Annotated in this window: 13 protein-coding genes; 11 read left to right on the forward strand and 2 right to left on the reverse strand. The window is 71.4% G+C overall.

From position 1 onward, the window contains the following. Positions 1-3: 3 nt before the first annotated feature. The 8 genes from ABZT02_RS33415 to ABZT02_RS33450 all read left to right on the forward strand — a co-directional run bounded on the left by ABZT02_RS33415 (position 4) and on the right by ABZT02_RS33450 (position 8,641). Positions 4-1,113 (forward strand): quinone-dependent dihydroorotate dehydrogenase, encoded by a 1,110-nt coding sequence (locus tag ABZT02_RS33415; protein ID WP_356024267.1) that lies wholly within the window; start codon positions 4-6, stop codon positions 1,111-1,113. After that, positions 1,110-1,949, forward strand: coding sequence for an orotidine-5'-phosphate decarboxylase (gene pyrF / locus ABZT02_RS33420; protein WP_356024269.1), 840 nt, complete (start codon positions 1,110-1,112; stop codon positions 1,947-1,949). The genes ABZT02_RS33415 and pyrF overlap by 4 nt, the downstream gene beginning before the upstream one ends. A gap of 324 nt (positions 1,950-2,273) precedes the next feature. Next, entirely contained in the window at positions 2,274-2,597 is a 324-nt protein-coding gene (locus tag ABZT02_RS33425; RefSeq protein ID WP_003977346.1) for an integration host factor, read from the forward strand. A gap of 59 nt (positions 2,598-2,656) precedes the next feature. After that, positions 2,657-3,250 carry a guanylate kinase gene (gene gmk, locus ABZT02_RS33430; RefSeq protein WP_356024271.1) on the forward strand — a complete coding sequence of 198 codons (594 nt, stop codon included), beginning with the start codon at positions 2,657-2,659 and terminating at the stop codon, positions 3,248-3,250. Positions 3,251-3,315: 65 nt separating this feature from the next. Continuing rightward, positions 3,316-3,588: a DNA-directed RNA polymerase subunit omega gene (rpoZ, locus tag ABZT02_RS33435; protein ID WP_003988945.1), complete on the forward strand. Its 273-nt coding sequence runs from the start codon at positions 3,316-3,318 to the stop codon at positions 3,586-3,588. Between the two features lie 113 nt (positions 3,589-3,701). Further along, the gene (gene coaBC / locus ABZT02_RS33440; protein ID WP_356024274.1) at positions 3,702-4,904 is read left to right on the forward strand and encodes a bifunctional phosphopantothenoylcysteine decarboxylase/phosphopantothenate--cysteine ligase CoaBC; all 1,203 of its coding nucleotides are present in this window, start codon (positions 3,702-3,704) and stop codon (positions 4,902-4,904) included. A 240-nt stretch (positions 4,905-5,144) separates the two neighbouring features. Beyond that, on the forward strand, positions 5,145-6,353 hold the full coding sequence (metK, locus tag ABZT02_RS33445) for a methionine adenosyltransferase (protein WP_356024277.1): 1,209 nt from the start codon (positions 5,145-5,147) through the stop codon (positions 6,351-6,353). 125 nt (positions 6,354-6,478) lie between these two features. Beyond that, positions 6,479-8,641: a primosomal protein N' gene (locus ABZT02_RS33450; protein ID WP_356024279.1), complete on the forward strand. Its 2,163-nt coding sequence runs from the start codon at positions 6,479-6,481 to the stop codon at positions 8,639-8,641. A 146-nt stretch (positions 8,642-8,787) separates the two neighbouring features. Here the strand turns inward: ABZT02_RS33450 and ABZT02_RS33455 are convergent, their stop codons facing one another. Beyond that, positions 8,788-9,336: a hypothetical protein gene (locus ABZT02_RS33455; protein ID WP_356024282.1), complete on the reverse strand. Its 549-nt coding sequence runs from the start codon at positions 9,334-9,336 to the stop codon at positions 8,788-8,790. Positions 9,337-9,605: 269 nt separating this feature from the next. On the opposite strand from ABZT02_RS33455, the gene fmt reads away from it, so the two are divergent. Further along, entirely contained in the window at positions 9,606-10,538 is a 933-nt protein-coding gene (gene fmt / locus ABZT02_RS33460) for a methionyl-tRNA formyltransferase (protein WP_356024285.1), read from the forward strand. A gap of 138 nt (positions 10,539-10,676) precedes the next feature. Further along, complete coding sequence (locus ABZT02_RS33465; RefSeq protein ID WP_356024287.1) at positions 10,677-12,095, forward strand: transcription antitermination factor NusB; 1,419 nt, start codon at positions 10,677-10,679, stop codon at positions 12,093-12,095. A 1-nt stretch (position 12,096) separates the two neighbouring features. Here ABZT02_RS33465 and ABZT02_RS33470 read toward each other — a convergent pair whose 3' ends face one another. Next, positions 12,097-14,253 carry an MMPL family transporter gene (locus tag ABZT02_RS33470; RefSeq protein ID WP_356024289.1) on the reverse strand — a complete coding sequence of 719 codons (2,157 nt, stop codon included), beginning with the start codon at positions 14,251-14,253 and terminating at the stop codon, positions 12,097-12,099. A 134-nt stretch (positions 14,254-14,387) separates the two neighbouring features. Here ABZT02_RS33470 and rpe point away from each other — a divergent pair, with 134 nt between their 5' ends. Then, positions 14,388-15,074, forward strand: coding sequence for a ribulose-phosphate 3-epimerase (rpe, locus tag ABZT02_RS33475; protein ID WP_356024291.1), 687 nt, complete (start codon positions 14,388-14,390; stop codon positions 15,072-15,074). Positions 15,075-15,147 lie beyond the last annotated feature (73 nt).

The raw sequence follows: 15,147 nt of genomic DNA on the forward strand, positions 1-15,147 counted from the left end.
ACCATGTACAAGATCTTCTTCAATCTCGTCTTCCAGCGCATGGACCCCGAGAAGGCCCACCACCTCGCCTTCCGCTGGATCCGGCTCGCCGTCCGCGTCCCCGTGCTGCGCACCTTCGTCGCGGCCGCCCTCGCGCCCCGCCACAGGGAACTGCGCACCGAGGCCTTCGGGCTGCGCATGCACGGCCCCTTCGGGCTCGCCGCGGGCTTCGACAAGAACGCGGTCGCGATCGACGGCATGGCGATGCTGGGCTTCGACCACATCGAGATCGGCACGGTGACGGGGGAGGCCCAGCCGGGCAACCCCAAGAAGCGGCTGTTCCGCCTCGTGAAGGACCGCGCGCTCATCAACCGCATGGGCTTCAACAACGAGGGCTCACTGGCCGTCGCGGCCCGCCTGGCGTCCCGTGAGGCGGTCTTCAAGACCGTCGTGGGCGTCAACATCGGCAAGACCAAGGTCGTCCCCGAGGCCGAGGCCATCGGCGACTACGTGAAGTCGGCGCAGCGCCTCGCGCCCTTCGCCGACTACCTCGTCGTGAACGTGTCGTCGCCCAACACACCCGGTCTGCGCAACCTGCAGGCCACCGAGGCGCTGCGGCCGCTCCTGACCGCCGTCCGTGAGGCCGCCGACCGGACCGTCACGCACCGCCGTGTCCCGCTCCTGGTGAAGATCGCGCCCGACCTCGCCGACGAGGACGTCGACGCGGTCGCCGACCTGGCCGTCGAACTCGGCCTGGACGGCATCATCGCCACCAACACCACCATCGCGCGCGAGGGACTCGGTCTGAAATCCGGACCGGCCCTGGTGAAGGAGACGGGCGGCCTCTCCGGAGCACCCCTCAAGGAGCGCTCCCTGGAGGTCCTCAGGCGCCTGTACGCGCGCGTGGGCGACCGGATCACCCTGGTGGGCGTCGGGGGCGTCGAGAACGCCGAGGACGCCTGGCAGCGCATCCTGGCGGGTGCCACGCTGGTCCAGGGCTACAGCGCCTTCGTCTACGAGGGGCCCTTCTGGGCGCGAGCCATCCACAAGGGCCTCGCCGCGCGCCTGCGCACGAGCCCGTACGCCACCCTCGCCGACGCGGTCGGCGCCGACGTGAGGAAGACCACGGTATGACCGAGCCCTTCGGCGCCCGTCTGCGCCGCGCCATGGACGAACGCGGCCCGCTGTGCGTGGGGATCGACCCGCACGCCTCGCTGCTCACCGAGTGGGGCCTGAACGACGACGTGGCGGGTCTGGAGCGGTTCAGCCGCACGGTCGTCGAGGCGCTGTCCGACCGGGTCGCCGTGTTCAAGCCCCAGAGCGCGTTCTTCGAGCGTTTCGGCTCGCGCGGCGTCGCCGTCCTGGAGAAGACCGTCCAGGAGGCCCGCGCGGCCGGTGCGCTGGTCCTCATGGACGCCAAGCGCGGTGACATCGGCTCGACCATGGCCGCGTACGCGGAGGCCTTCCTGCGCAAGGACTCCCCGCTGTTCTCGGACGCGCTGACCGTGTCGCCGTACCTCGGCTACGGCTCGCTCTCGCCGGCGATCGCGCTGGCGCGCGAGAGCGGCGCGGGTCTGTTCGTGCTCGCGCTGACCTCCAACCCGGAGGGCCGCGAGGTCCAGCACGCGGTCCGCCCGGACGGCCGGAGCGTCGGCGCGACCATGCTGGCCCATCTGGCCGCCGAGAACACGGGGGAGGAGCCCCTGGGGTCCTTCGGCGCCGTCGTCGGGGCCACGCTGGGCGATCTGTCGTCGTACGACCTGGACATCAACGGTCCGCTCCTCGCGCCCGGGGTCGGCGCGCAGGGGGCCACCCCGGCCGATCTTCCCCGGGTCTTCGGGGCGGCGATCGGCAACGTCGTCCCGAACGTCAGCCGGGGGGTGCTGCGGCACGGCCCGGACACCGCTGCGCTGCGCGAGTCCGTCGCACGGTTCGCGGACGAGATCCGGTCCGCGCAGCCGACGGGTTGAGGCGGTCGTCGCAGGACCGGATGAAGCGTTGGCGACGGTCGTCGCGGATGTTCGACGCCCCAGTTCGAGTCCTCCCAGGCGTCCTTCGAGGCCCGCTTGAATCTGAATACATCCTCAAATCCGGGGCATTATGTCAGGAATGTCCGGCCTGTCGGAGGCTGACCAGGACTTTTCCGCTGTTCTCGCTGACTCTGGCGGACTTGCCCGCTAGTCTCCGACGCAGAGTCAACGGGCAAGCGTGTTGCTCGTGGCTCCCCAGGTGTGGGGCGACTAGGTTCCTCACCGGTCCGTATCCGACAGTTCGACATCCGAGGTGACGTAGGCGTGGCTCTTCCGCCCCTTACCCCTGAACAGCGCGCAGCCGCGCTCGAAAAGGCCGCCGCGGCTCGCCGGGAGCGGGCCGAGGTCAAGAATCGACTCAAGCACTCCGGCGCCTCCCTGCATGAGGTCATCAAGCAGGGCCAGGAGAACGACGTCATCGGCAAGATGAAGGTCTCCGCCCTGCTCGAGTCCCTGCCGGGCGTGGGCAAGGTCCGCGCCAAGCAGATCATGGAGCGACTCGGTATCTCCGAGAGCCGTCGTGTACGCGGCCTCGGCTCCAACCAGATCGCTTCGCTGGAGCGTGAGTTCGGCAGCACCGGTTCCTGAACCGGGTCACTCCGGACAGGGAGTCCCGGGCACTCCGGGATTGCTGGAATAATCGCTGCATGGCTGCAACATTCCGGGGGACGACCCCCGAGCCCCCGGACGTACGTCCGCGGCTGACCGTGCTCTCCGGCCCCTCCGGGGTCGGCAAGAGCACGGTCGTCGCCCATATGCGCAAGGAACACCCCGAGGTCTGGCTCTCGGTGTCGGCGACGACCCGAAGGCCCCGCCCCGGCGAGAAGCACGGAGTCCACTACTTCTTCGTCACCGACGAGGAGATGGACAAGCTGATCGCCAACGGCGAGCTGCTGGAGTGGGCGGAGTTCGCCGGCAACCGCTACGGCACGCCGCGTGCGGCCGTGCTGGAGCGGCTGGAGGCGGGCGAGCCCGTCCTCCTGGAGATCGACCTCCAGGGTGCCCGGCAGGTCCGTGAGTCCATGACGGACGCCCAGCTGGTGTTCCTGGCTCCTCCCTCCTGGGAGGAGCTCGTGCGCAGACTCACCGGACGTGGCACCGAGCCGCCCGAGGTGATCGAACGCCGCCTGCAGGCGGCGAAGATCGAACTGGCGGCAGAACCCGAGTTCGATGTGACCTTGGTCAACACCTCCGTCGGGGACGTGGCTCGCGAGCTGCTAGCCTTGATGGATGTCGTGTGATCGTGCCTGCTCATCGAGGCTTGATCATTCGTACCGATTCTTTCCCATCCATCGGAAGGTAGAGCGTGTCCTCTTCCATCTCCGCGCCCGAGGGCATCATCAACCCGCCGATCGACGAGCTCCTCGAGGCCACTGACTCGAAGTACAGCCTCGTGATCTACGCGGCCAAGCGGGCCCGCCAGATCAACGCGTACTACTCGCAGCTCGGCGAGGGTCTGCTTGAGTACGTCGGTCCGCTGGTGGACACCCACGTCCACGAGAAGCCGCTCTCGATCGCCCTCCGCGAGATCAACGCGGGTCTGCTGACGTCCGAGGCCGTCGAGGGCCCGGCGCAGTAGTACTTTCAGCTTTTCGCTGACTTATCCACAGGCCCGGCAGCGCGACTGTCGGGCCTGTGGTGTGTGATGGACCCGTACGTCGCACTCGTACGTTGCCGAACCGGGGAGAGACGGTGGACAAGCCGAAGGTCGTGCTGGGGGTCAGCGGCGGCATCGCCGCGTACAAGGCCTGCGAGCTGCTGAGAAGGCTCACGGAGTCCGGCCACGACGTCCGCGTCGTCCCCACCGCCTCCGCCCTGCACTTCGTGGGCGCCGCCACCTGGTCCGCCCTGTCCGGCCATCCGGTCTCGACCGAGGTCTGGGACGACGTCCACGAGGTCCCGCACGTCCGCATCGGGCAGCACGCCGACCTCGTGGTCGTGGCCCCGGCGACCGCCGACATGCTCGCCAAGGCGGCGCACGGCCTGGCGGACGACCTGCTCACCAACACGCTCCTCACGGCTCGCTGCCCGGTCGTCTTCGCGCCCGCCATGCACACCGAGATGTGGGAGCACCCGGCCACCCAGGAGAACGTGGCGACCCTGCGCCGCCGCGGCGCCATCGTGATCGAACCGGCCGTCGGCCGTCTGACCGGCGTCGACACCGGCAAAGGGCGGCTGCCGGAACCCGCAGAGATCTTCGAGGTCTGCCGCCGCGTGCTGGCCCGCGGTGTCACCGAGCCCGACCTCCGGGGCCGGCACGTCGTCGTCAGCGCCGGCGGCACCCGCGAGCCCCTCGACCCGGTCCGTTTCCTCGGTAACCGCTCCTCCGGCAAGCAGGGCTACGCCCTCGCCCGCACCGCGGCCGCGCGCGGCGCCCGGGTCACGCTGGTCGCGGCGAACACCGGTATGCCGGACCCGGCCGGCGTGGACGTCGTCCCCGTGGGGACGGCCGTACAGCTGCGCGAAGCGGTCCTGAAGGCGGCGGCCGACGCCGACGCGGTCGTCATGGCGGCGGCGGTCGCGGACTTCCGGCCGCAGACGTACGCGGCCGGAAAGATCAAGAAGAAGGACGGAAAGGACCCCGAGCCCATCGTCCTGGTGCGGAATCCGGACATCCTCGCGGAGATCTCGGCCGACCGCGCCCGCCCCGGCCAGGTGATCGTCGGATTCGCCGCCGAGACCGACGACGTGCTGGCCAACGGGCGTACGAAGTTGCAGCGCAAGGGCTGCGACCTGCTCGTCGTCAACGAGGTGGGCGAGCGCAAGACCTTCGGGTCGGAGGAGAACGAGGCGGTCGTTCTGGGCGCCGACGGCAGCGAGACTCCGGTACCGCACGGCCCGAAGGAGTTCCTGGCCGAAACCGTGTGGGACCTGGTGGTGGGGCGCCTGCACTGAAGGTTTCATTCGTTTCTCGGTCCCCATGAACCTCTGCAGCCAAGGTGTGGCGCCCCTGGCCAAGTCCACTCGGAATTGTGCACAATGCCCGTGCCGCAGGTCACAGCACTCCCGAGAGGCGAGACAGGGGGGCCGGTGGCCGAGCACGACCGATAAACTGTTCCCGGACGATGCCGGGCGCAGCCCCCGAGCCCGTCCGCCAATGATCAGCCAGCAGCCGCTGCAACCCCAGGGAGCATTGTGTCCCGTCGTCTGTTCACCTCGGAGTCCGTGACCGAGGGCCACCCCGACAAGATCGCTGACCAGATCAGTGACACCATCCTCGACGCGCTCCTCAAGGAGGACCCGACCTCCCGGGTCGCCGTCGAGACCCTGATCACCACCGGTCTGGTGCACGTGGCCGGTGAGGTCACCACCAAGACCTACGCGCCGATCGCCCAGCTGGTCCGCGACAAGATCCTCGAGATCGGTTACGACTCCTCCAAGAAGGGCTTCGACGGCGCCTCCTGCGGTGTCTCGGTGTCGATCGGCGCGCAGTCCCCGGACATCGCGCAGGGCGTCGACACGGCGTACGAGAACCGGGTCGAGGGCGACGAGGACGAGCTGGACCGCCAGGGCGCGGGCGACCAGGGTCTGATGTTCGGCTACGCGACGGACGAGACCCCGACCCTGATGCCGCTGCCGATCTTCCTGGCGCACCGTCTCGCGAAGCGCCTGTCCGAGGTCCGCAAGAACGGCACCATCCCCTACCTGCGCCCCGACGGCAAGACGCAGGTCACCATCGAGTACGACGGCGACAAGGCCGTCCGTCTCGACACGGTCGTCGTCTCCTCGCAGCACGCGTCCGACATCGACCTGGAGTCCCTGCTGGCCCCCGACATCCGCGAGTTCGTCGTGGAGCCGGAGCTGAAGGCGCTCCTGGACGAGGGCATCAAGCTGGAGACGGAGAACTACCGCCTCCTGGTCAACCCCACCGGACGCTTCGAGATCGGCGGCCCGATGGGTGACGCCGGCCTGACCGGCCGCAAGATCATCATCGACACGTACGGCGGCATGGCCCGCCACGGCGGCGGCGCCTTCTCCGGCAAGGACCCGTCCAAGGTGGACCGCTCGGCGGCGTACGCGATGCGCTGGGTCGCCAAGAACGTCGTCGCAGCCGGGCTCGCCTCCCGCTGCGAGGTCCAGGTCGCCTACGCCATCGGCAAGGCCGAGCCCGTGGGTCTGTTCGTCGAGACCTTCGGCACCGCGAAGATCGACACCGACAAGATCGAGAAGGCGATCGACGAGGTCTTCGACCTCCGTCCGGCCGCCATCATCCGCGACCTCGACCTGCTGCGCCCGATCTACTCCCTGACGGCGGCGTACGGCCACTTCGGCCGCGAGCTGCCGGAGTTCACGTGGGAGCAGACGGACCGTGTGGAGGCGTTGCGGAAGGCTGCGGGCCTGTAGGTCCGCCCCACCCCGTACGAGGCCCGGCCCCCGAGGGGGCCGGGCCTCGGCTTGTCCGGCAAGCGGCTCACCGCCCTCGCGGACCGTACGGCCCACTGTCAGTGGGGTCTGGTACCAATGATGCTGTGAGCAGCGAGAACGGGTCGGAGGACAGCGGCGTCGAGGGAGCGCGGCCCGAACAGCTTGCGCTCATTCGGGAGAGTGTGCGGAAGGCCAAGGTGCCGCGGGCCAAGCCGCGGACGTGGCGGGGGGCCGCGCTGGCCAAGGAGTTGCCGGTCGCGCGGGTGCTGGTCGACAAGGGCGTACTGCATCTCGACCGCTACTTCGACTACGCCGTGCCCGAGGAACTCGACGCGGACGCGCAACCGGGAGTACGCGTGCGGGTGCGGTTCGGGGCCGGGCGCGGGCGGGTCCGGGACGGGCGGCGTGAGGGCGGGGGCCTGATCGACGGGTTTCTGATCGAGCGGCTCGCCGAGTCGGACTACTCCGGGCCGCTGGCGGCGCTCGCCCAGGTCGTCTCGCCCGAGCCGGTGCTCGGCGAGGAGCTTCTGGGGCTCGCGCGGGCCGTGGCCGACCGGTATGCGGGGAGCCTCGCCGATGTGCTGCAGCTCGCCGTGCCGCCTCGCAGTGCTCGGGCGGAGCAGCGGCCGTCGCCTGAGCCGTTGCCGCCGCCCGCCGCCCCGGAGCCGGGATCCTGGGGGCGGTACGAGCGGGGGGACGCGTTTTTGGAGTCGCTGGCCTCGGGGGGCGCGCCGCGCGCGGTGTGGAACGCCCTGCCCGGGCCGGAGTGGAGTGAGGAGCTGGCGCGGGCCGTTGCCGCCACCTTGGCCTCGGGGCGGGGCGCGCTCGTCGTCGTGCCGGACGGGCGAGCGGTCGCGCGCGTCGACGCCGCGCTGGTCTCGGTGCTGGGGGAGGGGCGGCACGCGGTCCTGACCGCCGATGCCGGGCCGGAGAAGCGGTATCGGGAGTGGCTGGCCGTGCGGCGGGGGGCCGTGCGGGCCGTGGTCGGGACGCGGGCCGCCATGTTCGCCCCGGTGCGGGACCTGGGGCTGGTCGCCCTCTGGGACGACGGTGACGACAGTCACAGTGAACCGCACGCCCCGCAACCGCATGCGCGTGAGGTGTTGTTGTTGCGGGCAGCGCAGGACAAGTGCGGGTTTCTGCTCGGGAGTTGGAGCTGCACCGTGGAGGCCGCGCAGCTCGTGGAGAGCGGGTGGGCCCGGCCGCTCGTGGCCTCGCGGGAGCAGGTCCGGGCGGTCGCTCCGCTGGTGCGGACCGTCGGGGACCAGGATCTCGCGCGGGACGAGGCCGCGCGGGCGGCCCGGCTGCCCACGCTCGCCTGGCAGGCAGTCAGAGAGGGTTTGCGGCACGGCCCGGTGCTCGTGCAGGTGCCCCGGCGGGGGTATGTGCCGCGGATGGCCTGCGCCAACTGCCGGGCGCCCGCGCGGTGTCGGCACTGTGCCGGACCGTTGGAGGGGCAGGAGGCCGGGGCGGCGCTGCGGTGCGGGTGGTGCGGGCGCGAGGAGGGGGCCTGGCACTGTCCGGAGTGCGGGGGGTTCCGGTTGCGGGCGCAGGTGGTGGGGGCCCGGCGTACCGCGGAGGAGTTGGGGCGGGCCTTTCCTGCGGTTCCGGTACGGACGTCCGGGCGTGAGCATGTGCTGGACACCGTGCCGGGGGCGCCGGCGCTGGTGGTGAGTACGCCGGGGGCGGAGCCGGTCGCCGAGGGCGGCTATGCGGCGGCGCTGTTGCTGGACGGGTGGGCCATGCTCGGGCGGCCGGATCTGCGGGCCGGGGAGGATGCGCTGAGGCGGTGGATCGGGGCGTCGGCGCTGGTGCGGCCGCAGGGAGCGGGTGGCACGGTGGTGGTGGTTGCCGAGCCCACCTTGCGGCCTGTGCAGGCGTTGGTGCGGTGGGACCCGGTGGGGCACGCGGTGCGGGAGTTGGGGGAGCGGGCCGAGTTGGGGTTTCCGCCCGTGTCGCGCATGGCCGCGGTGTCGGGGACGGTGGAGGCGCTCGCCGAGTTCCTGACGGCTGTGGAACTGCCCGGTGAGGCCGAGGTGTTGGGGCCTGTGCCGTTGCCGGTGACGGTGGCGGCGGGATCTCGGAGGGTGGGGGCGCCGCCGGTCGGTGAGCGGTGGGAGCGGGCGCTGGTGCGGGTTCCGCCGGGGAGGGGCGCCGCGTTGGCGGCTTCACTCAAGGCCGCCCAGGCTTCACGGATGGCCCGGGGTGGGGGGAGCGGGGGCGAGGGGGCGGTGTGGGTCAGGATCGATCCGCCTGACATCGGCTGACGGGCCTGGTCGGGGGAGCGAAGGGAGGGGGCCGGGCACGCGTCACCGTAGAGACGTCCACGGAGGCGCGGGCACGGATCAGAGGGGTGTGCGGACATGCGTCTGCCCTCCCGGTCGTGGGGTGGGAGGGCAGAGAGGGAAGACGGTCAGCCGTTGCGGGGGCCGGGGAAAGCTGTGGGCCTTGCCTCGTCACGAAGGGCGGAGCTGCCCGCGGTGGGCTGGGTCGGCATGGAGCGGGCCGCGGGGACCGTGGGGACCGCCGGCACCGTGGGGATACCGGTGTTGACGCTCACCGTGCGGCCCGACGGTTCCGTGGCACGCTCGGCGTCGGCCGTCGCCTGGGCCGCGGCACGGCGGGCGCCGTAACGACGGTGGACCGCCTGCTTGGTGACGCCGAGGGCGGAGCCCACCGCGTCCCACGAGAAGCCCAGCGAGCGGTCGAAGTCGACCGCGGCCGTCACCAGGGTCTCGACACTGTCCCGCAGTTCCTGCGCGAGACGGACCGTGGGGGCGGGGGCGCGTCCGTAGACGACGAAGCCCGTGGAGGGGCCGGAGCGGCGCGGGCGGTAGACGTTGCCCAGCTGGGCGGTCAGGGTGCGCAGCGCGTCCACCTGCCGGCGGACCCGCTCGATGTCCCGCACCAGCAAGTGCAGGCTGGCCCGAGCCTGGGCGTCGTGGGTTGCGTGGTCGGCCATGAACAAGCCTCTCGAACCGGCGTTGCAAAGGATGGGGCCGCGATCGCGGCCCGTTGTGGTCAACTCTTTCTTGACCAACGCGTTTACGCTCCGCTGGTCACGCAGTGGGGGCGTACCGGCATATGCGTGCGCCGGGGGTGGGGAGTTCGCGCCTTGGTCAGGAGCGCGGGCAGTGCCGGTGGGCCCGCTCCGGCCGTGCGGCGCTTGTGTGCCCCGCCCTAGACTTGTGCGTTGCCCGTCGTCACCCGTCCGAGAGGCCCTGCCCACCCATGAAGCTCGTCTTCGCCGGTACCCCCGAGGTCGCCGTTCCCGCCCTGGACGCTCTCCTCGCCTCCGGGCGGCATGAGGTCGCCGCCGTCGTCACGCGGCCGGACGCGCCGGCCGGGCGGGGGCGCAGGCTGGTCGCGAGTCCGGTCGCGGAGCGGGCCGCGGAGGCGGGGATCGAGGTGCTGAAGCCCGTCAAGCCGCGTGATCCGGACTTCCTGGAGCGGCTTCGCGAGATCGCCCCGGACTGCTGCCCCGTCGTCGCCTACGGCGCCCTCCTGCCCCGCGTCGCCCTCGACATCCCCGCACACGGCTGGGTCAACCTGCACTTCTCGCTGCTGCCGGCCTGGCGTGGAGCCGCTCCGGTGCAGCACTCCATCATGGCGGGGGACGAGCTCACGGGCGCTTCGACCTTCCTCATCGAAGAGGGGCTGGACTCCGGGCCCGTGTACGGCACCGTCACCGAGGAGATCCGGCACACCGACACCAGCGGTGACCTGCTGACCCGGCTCGCCTTCGCCGGGGCGGGGCTGCTCGCCGCCACGATGGACGGCATCGCGGACGGCACGCTGAAGGCCGTACCGCAGCCGTCCGAGGGCATCACGGTCGCCCCGAAGATCACCGTCGAGGACGCGCGGGTCGACTGGTCCGCGCCCGCGCTGCGGGTGGACCGGGTCGTGCGCGGGTGCCACCCGTCGCCCGGCGCCTGGACGACCTTCCGCGGCGAGCGGCTCAAGCTCATCCAGGTCCAGCCGGTTCCCGACCGTACGGATCTCGCCCCCGGCGCGCTCTCCGTCGGCAAGAACAGCGTCCACGTCGGTACCGGGTCGTACGCCGTGGAACTGCTGTGGGTGCAGGCACAGGGCAAGAAGCCGATGAAGGCCGCGGACTGGGCGCGGGGTGTCAGGATCTCGGACGGGGAGACCGTCGGCGTGTGACGCGTGGCGGGTGGCGCGCGGGGACCGGCCGGGTGGCTGCGCTGTCGGTTCGGTGACGCGGGTGCTCCTGGGGCACCCGGCTCCCGGCGGACGTACGCTTGGGGCGTCATCAGACCTTGAACCCGGAGCACCTTTTTCGTGAGCGACCAGCCCCGTCGGCCCCAGAAACCCGGCAAGCCCTACCGTCGGCCCCAGAAGGACCCCGTCCGCATCCTCGCCTTCGAGGCGCTGCGGGCCGTGGACGAGCGGGACGCGTACGCCAACCTCGTCCTGCCGCCGCTGTTGCGCAAGGCGCGGGAGAAGGGCGGTTTCGAGACGCGGGACGCGGCTCTCGCCACCGAGCTCGTGTACGGGACGCTGCGGCGCCAGGGGACGTACGACGCGATCATCGCCGAGTGCGTGGACCGGCCGCTGCGCGAGGTGGACCCGCCGGTGCTCGACGTGCTGAGCCTCGGGGTCCATCAGCTGCTCGGGACGCGCATCCCGACGCACGCCGCCGTGTCCGCCTCCGTCGAGCTCGCGCGGGTCGTGCTCGGGGACGGACGGGCCAAGTTCGTCAACGCCGTGCTGCGGAAGGTCGCGCAGGACGACCTCGACGGCTGGGTCGCGAAGGTGGCTCCGCCCTATGACGACGACCCCGAGGACCATCTCGCCGTCGTCCACTCCCACCCCCGCTGGGTCGTCTCCGCCCTGTGGGACTCCCTGGGCGGCGGGCGGGCCGGCATCGAGCGGCTGCTGGAGGCCGACAACGAGCGGCCCGAGGTGACCCTTGTCGCCCGGCCCGGGCGGGCCACCACCGAGGAACTGCTGCGCGAGGAGTCCGCGGTGGCGGGGCGCTGGTCGCCGTATGCCGTGCGGCTGGCCGAGGGCGGTGAGCCCGGGGCCGTCGCCGCCGTACGGGAGGGCCGGGCCGGCGTGCAGGACGAGGGCAGTCAGCTCGTCGCGCTGGCCCTCGCGAACGCGCCCCTGGACGGGCGGGACGAGAAGTGGCTCGACGGGTGCGCGGGGCCGGGCGGCAAGGCCGCGCTGCTCGCCGCGCTCGCCGCCGAGCGGGGCGCCATGCTGCTCGCCTCCGAGAAGCAGCCGCATCGGGCCGGGTTGGTGGCCAAGGCGCTCGACGGGAATCCGGGGCCGTACCAGGTCATCGCCGCGGACGGAACCCGGCCGCCGTGGCAGCCGGGGAGTTTCGACCGGGTGCTGATGGACGTGCCGTGCACGGGGCTCGGGGCGTTGCGGCGGCGGCCGGAGGCCCGGTGGCGGAGGCGGCCCGAGGATCTGGAGGGGTTCGGGCCGTTGCAGCGGGGGCTGTTGAGCACCGCGTTGGACTCCGTCAGGGTGGGCGGAGTGGTCGGGTACGCCACCTGTTCTCCGCACCTCGCGGAGACGCGGGCCGTTGTGGAGGACGTGCTCAAGCAGTGGCCTTCTGCCGAGCTCGTCGATGCGCGGCCGTTGTTTCCCGGTGTGCCGGAGCTGGGTGAGGGGCCGGACGTTCAGTTGTGGCCGCATGTGCACGGGACCGATGCGATGTATATGGCGGTCATTCGCAGGACAGGGTGATCTAGTCGTGCGTCTGCCGCGCCGTCTCGGCCGGTCGCGCAGTTCCCCGCGCCCCTGAGTCGGCCACCTGCTCCTTGGCCAGGCTGTGCGGCCACCACACCTTCGCGCCCACGTCCAGGAACAGGGACGTCACCAGGACCGACCGCACGATGAACGTGTCCAGCAGGACTCCCAGCGCCACCGCGAAGCCGATCTCCGCGAAGGCGACCATCGGGAGGGTGCCGAGGGCGGCGAAGGTGCCGGCCAGGACCAGGCCGGCGGAGGTGATGACCGCGCCGGTCGCGGCCAGGCCGGTGATCACGCCCGGGCGGGTGCCCTGACGGACCGCCTCCTCGCGGATGCGGGTGGTCAGGAAGATGTTGTAGTCGATGCCGAGGGCCACCAGGAAGACGAAGACGAACAGCGGGAAGTCCGTCGACTCGCCCGCGTAGTCGAACAGGTGGCGGAAGGCCAGGGCGCTGATGCCCAGGGCCCCCGCGAAGGACAGGATCACCGTCCCGATCAGGATCAGCGGGGCGACCAGGGCCCGCAGCAGGGCGCACAGGATCAGCAGGACGACCGCCAGCACCAGCGGGATGATCAGCATGTTGTCGTGCGTGGTCGCCTTGTCCATGTCCAGCAGGGCGGCCGTACCGCCGCCGACCTGGGCGTCGGCGGCCGGGACCGCGTGGACGGCGTCCCGGACCCGTTCCACCGTCTGTTTCGCGGCCTCGCTGTCGGCCGGGGCGGTCATCGTCGCCTCGAAGAGGACCTTGCCCTCGTACGACGGTTTCGTGCCCGGTGGCAGGCCCAGGGACGTGGGCACGACTCCCCGCGTTCCCGCGACCGCCTCGCCGACCTGTCGGGCCTGGGCCTGGTTGCTGACGACGACCAGGGGATCGCCGCTGCCCGCCGGGAAGTACTTCGCGGACACCTCCTGGCCGACGATCGAGTCCGGTTTCCCGGTGAACGCGTCCGCGTTGCTGATGCCCTCGGCTCGCAGCTGGATCAGACCGAGGGAGCAGACCGCGAGAACCAGTGCCGTGACGCCCCAGACCAGGCGCGGACGGCGGGCGATACGGCGGCCCGCGCGGGCCCAGATGCCGGTCTCGATGCGGTCGGGCGAGCCGAAGTGCGGGATCGTCGGCCAGAAGATCCAGCGGCCGAAGATCACCAGCAGGGCCGGGAACAGCGTCATCATCGCCAGCAGGGCGACCGCGACACCGATCGCGGCGACCGGGCCGAGGCCGCGGGTCGAGTTCATCTCGGCGGCCAGCAGGACCAGCATGCTCAGGACGACGGTCGCGCCGGAGGCGAGAACGGCCGGGCCGGCGCGGTGCAGGGCGAGGGCCATCGCCTCGTGGCGGTCCTCGTGACGGTGCAGTTCCTCCCGATAACGCGCCACCAGCAGCAGGGCGTAGTCGGTCCCCGCCCCGAAGACGAGGACCGTCAGAATGCCCGCGCTCTGGCCGTTGACCGTCAGGCCGGCGTGCTCGGCGAGCAGGTAGATGAAGGCCTGCGCGGTGAACAGCGCGGCGACCACCGACAGCAGCGGGACCAGGAGCAGCGTGGGGCTGCGGAAGGTGATGAGCAGCATGACGACGACGACCGCCATCGCGGACAGCAGCAGCGTCGAGTCGATGCCCTCGAAGGCCTCGGAGAAGTCCGCGGACGTACCGCCAGGGCCGGTGATGTGCACGGCGAGGCCGTCGCCGCCGTCGCCCACGACGTCACGGAGGGAGTCGACGGCCGGCGAGATCTCCTGCCAGCCCTTCTCGTCCATGGTGATCGGGACGAGGATCTGGGCCGCGCGCGGGTCGCTTCGCCGGTCGTAGACCGGGCCCCGGGTCTCCGAGCCGCGGATGCCGTGTGCCGTGAGCCGCTTGATCTCGGCCGCGTCCTCGGCGATCGCTGCCCGCTCCTGCGGCGTGAGGCCGCTCTCGCGCGCGTAGACGACGACCGCCGGGATCTGTTCCGGCCTGAAGTCCTCGGAGAGCTGCAGAACTTGGGTGGACTCCGCGGAGCCCGGCAGCCAGGAGGCCGCGTCGTTGTCCTGGGCGTCGGTGAGCTTGGAGGCGAGGGGCGCCGTCAGGAACAGCACCACCAGCCACAGCGCCAGTACCACCCACTTGGCACGCCGTCCGCAGACGAAGTGCGCGATGCCCCGATTCCCGGTCATGGCCACCCCCGGCGCCACCAGTCGAGCCGATCAGCCGCCCAGCATGTCACGCACAGGTCGTCCACAACATCCGATGAACGGCTTAGGTCTGGACCGGCGCGCCCCTTCGCGCTCCGGCATGGGAGGCTTGGGGCATGGCCGCGCAGATCAACCCCAGCATCCTGTCCGCCGACTTCGCCCGCCTCGCGGACGAGGCGAAGGCGGTCGGGGGAGCCGACTGGCTTCACGTCGACGTCATGGACAACCATTTCGTCCCGAACCTCACGCTCGGTGTGCCGGTCGTAGAGTCTCTGGCCCGTGCGACGGACACCCCGCTGGACTGCCATCTGATGATCGAGGCCCCCGATCGCTGGGCCCCCCAGTACGTAGAGGCGGGGGCCTCCTCCGTCACCTTCCACGTGGAGGCGGCCGCCGCTCCGGTCCGGCTCGCCCGGGAGATCCGGGCCAAGGGCGCCCGTGCCTCCATGGCGCTGAAGCCGGCGACGCCCATCGAGCCGTACGAGGACCTGCTCCCCGAGCTCGACATGCTGCTGATCATGACGGTCGAGCCCGGTTTCGGGGGACAGTCGTTCCTCGACATCATGCTCCCCAAGATTCGCCGGACCCGCGAGTTGATCAGCAAGCACGGGCTCGAACTGTGGCTCCAGGTCGACGGTGGCGTCTCGGCCTCCACCATCGAGCGCTGCGCGGACGCGGGCGCCGACGTGTTCGTCGCCGGGTCGGCGGTGTACGGGGCGTCCGACCCGGCCGAAGCGGTACGTGCATTGCGCAATCAGGCCGAGGGGGCGACCGCGAAGGCTTCGTGGGCGTGCGACCACTGAGCGTCAGGAACGTGAACGGCTCCGATCAGGGCTGATCAAGTGCGCCGGATCTGCAAGGATGAACGGCGAATCC

This window comes from Streptomyces sp. NPDC005402 (assembly GCF_040606575.1).
In the GTDB taxonomy this organism is placed as follows: Bacteria; Actinomycetota; Actinomycetes; order Streptomycetales; family Streptomycetaceae; genus Streptomyces.

What these genes read in the sequence shown, in the direction of transcription:
- ABZT02_RS33415 (WP_356024267.1), top strand. Translation starts at nt 4, where the DNA reads ATGTACAAGATCTTCTTCAATCTCGTCTTCCAGCGCATGGACCCCGAG.
- pyrF (WP_356024269.1), top strand. Translation starts at nt 1,110, where the DNA reads ATGACCGAGCCCTTCGGCGCCCGTCTGCGCCGCGCCATGGACGAACGC.
- gmk (WP_356024271.1), top strand. Translation starts at nt 2,657, where the DNA reads ATGGCTGCAACATTCCGGGGGACGACCCCCGAGCCCCCGGACGTACGT.
- ABZT02_RS33455 (WP_356024282.1), bottom strand. Translation starts at nt 9,336, where the DNA reads ATGGCCGACCACGCAACCCACGACGCCCAGGCTCGGGCCAGCCTGCAC.
- fmt (WP_356024285.1), top strand. Translation starts at nt 9,606, where the DNA reads ATGAAGCTCGTCTTCGCCGGTACCCCCGAGGTCGCCGTTCCCGCCCTG.
- ABZT02_RS33470 (WP_356024289.1), bottom strand. Translation starts at nt 14,253, where the DNA reads ATGACCGGGAATCGGGGCATCGCGCACTTCGTCTGCGGACGGCGTGCC.
- rpe (WP_356024291.1), top strand. Translation starts at nt 14,388, where the DNA reads ATGGCCGCGCAGATCAACCCCAGCATCCTGTCCGCCGACTTCGCCCGC.